At 65.5% G+C, this 6,294-nt stretch carries 4 protein-coding genes; 3 read left to right on the top strand and 1 reads right to left on the bottom strand.

All coding sequences use genetic code 11. The features are described from left to right. Positions 1-466 precede the first annotated feature (466 nt). On the top strand, positions 467-2,530 hold the full coding sequence (locus AC1DN0_RS39825; RefSeq protein WP_477146543.1) for a serine/threonine-protein kinase: 2,064 nt from the start codon (positions 467-469) through the stop codon (positions 2,528-2,530). Positions 2,531-2,568: 38 nt separating this feature from the next. Here AC1DN0_RS39825 and AC1DN0_RS39820 read toward each other — a convergent pair whose 3' ends face one another. Further along, positions 2,569-4,527, bottom strand: a complete 1,959-nt coding sequence (locus AC1DN0_RS39820) for an SUMF1/EgtB/PvdO family nonheme iron enzyme (protein ID WP_441637351.1) — start codon at positions 4,525-4,527, stop codon at positions 2,569-2,571. Between the two features lie 464 nt (positions 4,528-4,991). Here AC1DN0_RS39820 and AC1DN0_RS39815 point away from each other — a divergent pair, with 464 nt between their 5' ends. Both AC1DN0_RS39815 and AC1DN0_RS39810 read left to right on the top strand, forming a co-directional pair. Continuing rightward, on the top strand, positions 4,992-5,417 hold the full coding sequence (locus AC1DN0_RS39815; protein WP_477146542.1) for a DUF4399 domain-containing protein: 426 nt from the start codon (positions 4,992-4,994) through the stop codon (positions 5,415-5,417). 43 nt (positions 5,418-5,460) lie between these two features. After that, positions 5,461-5,901, top strand: a complete 441-nt coding sequence (locus AC1DN0_RS39810; protein WP_441637349.1) for a DUF4399 domain-containing protein — start codon at positions 5,461-5,463, stop codon at positions 5,899-5,901. The last annotated feature ends 393 nt before the right edge of the window (positions 5,902-6,294 follow it).

Raw genomic sequence — 6,294 nt, 5'->3', positions numbered from 1 at the left:
GACAGGTCCTTGATGGCGAGGGTGGTAGTCATGGCAGTTCTCCTTGGGAGCGATTGGGACTTGGGGTTCGGTTGGTTCGAGCATTGTTTCTGCGCTCGGGAGGTACAAACGCATGGAGTGTGCCAAGGCGGGCCAGGTCAGCGTGAATCGCCCGCAAACGCAGGCGGGACGTGGGAAGAAATTCTTCGAGGCGGGGAAAATGGCGCCAGCGCACAGTGCGCGGCGGCCTAAATCTGGCGGGCGCATACCAACACAACAACACCGGGTGTTCGCCAATGCGCGACACGCAGCCGCCTGGACCCGTCAATCGTGCGGCAGGCGTCTCTTGCCGGTGTTGATGCAATGCACGAGGGGTTTGCGATTGGCATGAGTGCGGACTAGTATCCATCGTGGGTAGGTACTCGCCGGTGAGCGGCGAGTGAACGCTCAAGGCGCAACTACGCGCAACTACGTCGCGGCTGCATCGATGCCTAGCATTCCAGACCTGATACGTACCTTCCAAAGCGGTGGTCTGTCGCACGACGAGCTTCTTGCCCGCATTGACAGCACCTTGGCCGYGGACCAGGCCAGCGCGACGCAGCTGGCGGACATGCTTTGCGAGGAGAACACGCGCTTCCCGCTGCCGCCAGGCGTCTATGAAGAGGTGCTGCAGCGCATTGAGCGCCGCGGGGCAACGCAGTTCGCGGATGGCGGCGAGGAAACCCGCGTCCAGACCGGCGCTCCCGGCATGGCTTCCCCGCCCACCACGCCCTCGACCGCGCCGGTACCGCCGGCCGACCAGGCCATTGCCGGCGCGGAGCAGTCCAAGGGGGTGGGCGACACCCTGAATGGCCGCTTTGTACTGGAGGAATGCCTTGGCGTGGGGGGCATGGGTACGGTCTACAAGGCGCTGGACCTGCGCAAGCTCGAGGCCTCCGACCGCAAGCCCTATATCGCCATCAAGGTTCTCAATGTGCAGTTCCGCGGTCATCCGAAATCGCTGATAGCACTGCAGCGCGAGGCGCGCAAGGCGCAGACGCTGGCGCACCGCAATATCGTGACGGTCTATGATTTCGATCGCGATGGTTCGGTGGTCTACCTGACCATGGAGTACCTGTCGGGCAAGTCGCTCAATCGCGTCTTGCGCGCGCCGGATTTCGCCGGCATGCCCTTCGCCAAGGCACTGCCAATCGTTACCGGCATGGGCAGGGCGCTTTCCTATGCGCATGAACGTGGCTTTGTCCACTGCGACTTCAAGCCTGCCAACGTGTTCCTCACGGACAGCGGTGAAGTGAAGGTGATCGATTTCGGCATCGCGCGGGTCTTCCAGCAACCGGCGGACGATGCGGACCCGACCGTGTTCGACCCTGGCACGCTCGGCGGCATGACACCAGCCTATGCCAGTCCCGAGATGTTCGAGCATCGCGAGCCGGACCCGCGCGATGACATCTACGCGCTGGCCTGCGTGACGTATGAACTGCTGACGGGCCGGCATCCTTACGAGCGGTTGTCGGCCAACCAGGCACGCGGTGCCGGCCTCAAGCCGCAGCGGCCGAAGTCGCTGAGCCGCGGCCAGTGGCGAGCGCTGCGTGCCGCGCTGTCCTTCGATCGCGCGACGCGCACGCCCACCGTGGCACGCTTCCTGGCCGACCTGGGAACCGAGCGCAGCGGCGCGATGCCGATGGCCAGGCTGGGTGCTGTGTCCCTGGCCGGTGTGCTGGTGGCAGGCGGCGTGGGTTACTACGCATGGCGCTCGCGTCACCCGCCGGACGGCCAGGCTCAGCCCCCGACACAGACCGCTCCCGCGCCCGTCGCAACGCAACCCGCCCAGCCTGCGCCGCCGCAAGCGCCATCGCGCCAGGAAGCCAAGGCGGAGCGCGCGCTCTCCATGCAGGCTGTCGCGCCGGTGCTGGCGCGCGTGCCTTGCTCGCTTTTCTCGGCATCGGCGCAGGAGCATGCGCTGCAGGTGCGCGGCTACGTAGCGGACCGGTTCGGCATCAAGCGCTTGAAAGATGAACTGGAGGCGGTTCCCGGCGTGCAGACACTGAACCTTGACGTGCAACCGCTGGGTGACGACAAGTGCGATGTGATCAAGCTGATCGGGCCCTACTGGTCGGGGCGCCGCGACGGGGACGCGCTCACCACGATCCGCACCAGGGCGCCAGGTGCTCAGCTGACCGAGGGTACACCGTTGATTGTCGATATCACGACGCCGCCTTACGACACCTACGTCTATGTCGACTACTACATGGCGGACGGCAAGGTCGTGCACATGGTGCCCAGCCAGCGCGCCAAGGCCAACCAGGCTCCCGCCAGCTATCACGCGACCGTCGGCAGCCTCGGCGACTGGGTGATCGCAAAGCCGTTTGGCACGGAGCTGATCGTGCTGCTCACCACGCCAGCGCCGTTGTTCGACGCGCTACGCCCGGAGGTGGAGTCCAGGCAGGACTATCTGCGCGCGCTTGAACGGCAGTTGGGGCCGATGGCCGCCAAGCATGGAGATGACCACATCGGCGCCGACRTGGTGCAGATATCCACCAAGGCGCGCTAGTCGGCCAGCTTGCCCCGACGGGACTGGCACGGAAGCCGCTACTTCATGTCTCGCACGACACGAAAGCCATTCTGCGACTGGCGCACGCTGGCGCTGTACTTGAATCGGGTGGAGGAGAGCATATAGCTCGCGCCCTCCAACCAGGAGCCGCCACGGATCACGCGTACGCTGCAGCCGGGTTCGTCCCAGGCACGCCCGTCAACCGGTGCGTTTTTGTAGGAAATGTGCCAGCAGTCGGCGACCCATTCCCACACGCTGCCATTCACGTCGTGCAGGCCCAAGGCATTGGGGGCAAAGGAGCCGACGTTGGCCGGCGTATCGGCGCTCCACGGATCGCCGCAATCCTTGCAGTTCGCCGTTCCCTTGCGCATCTGGTCGCCCCACCAGTAGAGCGTTGAGGTGCCGCCCCTGGCAGCGTATTCCCACTCGGCCTCGGTCGGCAGGCGATAGTGCTTGCCGGTGGTCTTGTTCAGCCATGCGAGGTATTGCTGGGCATCGTCCCAGCTCACATCGCGCATGGGCGCGTTCCTGGGGGCGCTTGCGACGGTGGCGATACGCGGGCACGCGCCAGCGTCGGCGCAGGCACCCCATTGCTCCACGGTGACTTCGTACTTGCCGATCGCGAAGGGCTGCGCGATGGTGACGCGGTGCGGGGGCTTTTCGGTCGGGTCGCCGCCATTGCTGCCCATGGTGAAGCTGCCCGGTGCGACGTTGTGCAGCACGGGGCAAGCCGGGCAGTCCTTGATCTCACCCGGTTTTATGTCGACCGTCACCGCGCCGGAAGCGGCGGCGTGTTGCGTGGCGGGTGAGGGCGTACTTGCCGGGGCGGCGGGCGCGCTGGCGGATGAAGTGGCTGGCGGCGGTTGCACTTTTCCGGTCTGCGTGCGCGCTGGCGGTGGCGTGACTGTGCCCTGTGCCGCGGTTGGCCCGGAGGCGGCGGGCGCGGTGCGGGCGCGGTCGGCGGGCGGCTCTGCCTTGACGCCCGCCGCACGCAGCCGCTCGATCCTTGCCCGTGCCAGCGGCGCGAAGCGGCCGTTCGGATACGCCTTCAGGTAGGCCTCATAGTCGCTGGGGAAATTGCTGTTCTTGATGGAATCCCAGAAGCTGAGCTCGTATTGTTCATCGCTGTCTTTCGGGAGGATCCCGCGATGCCGGATCGCCGGATTCCCGTCCAGGCTGGCGGAATAGGTGGTGCTGTCGATGGCGGGTGCCGCGTCCGTGTCCAACCGGAGCGGGGCGGGCAGCGAGGACGAGACCCACGGCTGCTGCCGCAGCCCCGTTTGCATGCTGACGATCTCGCCCGCCTGCCGGAAGACTGCCTCGGCATCGAGTCCGGGCATGCGTAGCGTACGCAGCAGCGCGGCGGTGAATACGCCATGGCTGACGCCTTCGGCTGCGGCGATGCCAGGGGCCGTGGCATAGGCGATCAGGGTGTTGGCGGGCGCGGCTGGCGGCTTGAAGGCACCGCCGCGGTACGGATTGTCCAGGCAGGTATCGAGGATCAGCACGTTGCGCATGTCCGGGCGCGGCACCGACATGCTTGCCAGCACGGTGCGAAGCTCGGTGCCCGCCGTGAGCAAGCGGGCGGGCGTGCGGCTGCCCGCATCGACGGGAATCAGCACCGGGTTGTCCGCGACCTCGATGCCGTGCCCGGCGAAGTAGAACAGACCGACGCCGCCTGCTTGCAACCGTTGCCGGAATTCGGCAAGCGCGCTTGCCATGCCGTCACGGTCCAGGTTTTCGCGGAGCATGACGTCAAAGCCGAGAGCTGCCAGGGTCTGGCCCATGGCTTGCGCGTCGGTGGCGGCATTGGGCAGCGGTTCGTCCGCATACGCGGCATTGCCGATGACAAGGGCGAGACGCCGGGCCTGGCCGTTCCCGGCGGAAGTGGCCGTGAGCCGTGCTTCGGTGGTGGACGCTGGCGTGTCGATGCCGGCTTCGGCACGCACGGCCGCTGCCAACGCGAACAGGCATATGACAAGGAGTTTTCGCCACATATTCAGGCCTTGTTCGTACGGCGCCGAAGTGCATCGGCGGTCCCACGCGCAAGCGGCGTGACGCGCCACCAGCGAGCGATGATACCCGGCCATCACCCGGCCGGTCCGCCTCGTCCCTGGCGCCGACGCGATGCAGCGCGGGCGGCACTGGGCTCGCTCAATCAACCATAGCACAGCGATTGTGAATCCGGAGGTGCTTCGCAACGCAAGGTGGCGCAGCAAGCTCACTGTTGCCTGCGCCCAGCGATCGCGCACGGCAGCACCAAGTATCTTTTTGCAGTTTTCCGTTCTAAGCTAAATGACGAAATGCAAAAGCGCTGACGAAGAGCAAGAATCCACCGCGCTTTCGAGGTCACGCGAATTGCCTGCGTCCGTTGCTTTGCAGCGGCGCCGGGTGCACGCGTTGCCACACAGGTGTTGCCTTGCATGTTCCGGCGCGGACCGTTGTTCGGGAGGGCTATCGTATGCACAGGCGAACCGTGCTCGGCACACTGGCAGCGTCTCTGTTGGCGCCGTTGCCCTCGATCTCGTTGTCCGCCACATCCCCGCCCAATGCCGAGGTCTACATCATCTGGCCCCCCGATGGCGCCGTGATCGACGGCGGCAAATTCTGGGTGCGCATGGGCCTGCGCAATATGGGGGTCGCGCCCAAGGGGACCGACATGCCCAATGTCGGCCATCACCACCTGCTGATCGACACTGACCTGCCGCCGATGGACAAGGAGATTCCGAACGACCGGAACCACGTGCACTTTGGCGCGGGCGAGACCGAGGCGCGGATCGAGCTGYCGCCAGGCAAACACACCTTGCAGTTGCTGCTCGGCGACAAGGACCATAAGCCCCACGATCCGCCGATCTACTCCAAGAAGATCACCATTACCGTTCGATAAGGCCCGGGCCGCCGGGCCGGCGGCACGATACGGGAGAGAGTCCATGCGTAAGCTCATATCTGCTGCCGCGCTCGCCGCCAGCCTGCTTCTGAACGGTGTCATGCCGGCCAGCGCGATCGCGGGTCCGACGCCCGCGCCGTCCAATGCCTACCTGTACATCGGCTACCCCAACAACAACCAGGTCCTGCCGGCGGGCAAGCCGATCAAAGTGTGGTTCGGGCTGCGCAGCATGGGCGTGGCGCCGCGTGGCGTGAAGTTTCCCAACACGGGTCATCACCATCTGTTGATCGATACGGACTTGCCGCCGATGGACAAGGAAATTCCTAACGATCGCAACCATGTGCATTTCGGCGCCGGCGAGACCGAGACCACGATCGAACTGCCACCGGGCAAGCACACCCTGCAGTTGCTGATGGCCGATGACAAGCACATCCCGCACAACCCGCCGATCTATTCCAAGAAGATCACGATCTACGTGAAGTGATCGCGTTCCGGTACGGCGCGGAACGCACCGCGCCGCCGGGATCGCGGTTGCGCCGCGCGCGTGCCTCCGTGGTGGGAAAGCGCTACCCCCGAACTGAACGTATCGCGCGCATCACGCCTCCCCCTGTTTCCCAGTCACGCTGAGCGCGATCGCCGCGCCCCGCTGGCGTCTGTCGCTGACGAGCGAACACATGGTGTCTGTTGTGTTGGTATGCGCCCGCCAGATTTAGGCCGCCGTGCACTGTGCGCTGGCGCCATTTTCCCCGCCTCGAAAAATTTCTTCCCACGTCCCGCCTGCGTTTGCGGGCGATTCACGCTGACCTGGCCCGCCTTGGCACACTCCATGCGTTTGTACCTCCCGAGCGCAGAAACAATGCTCGAACCAACCGAACCC

The organism is Cupriavidus sp. 05N39 (assembly GCF_056397325.1).
This window is presented reverse-complemented; position numbering and strand designations above follow the sequence as displayed.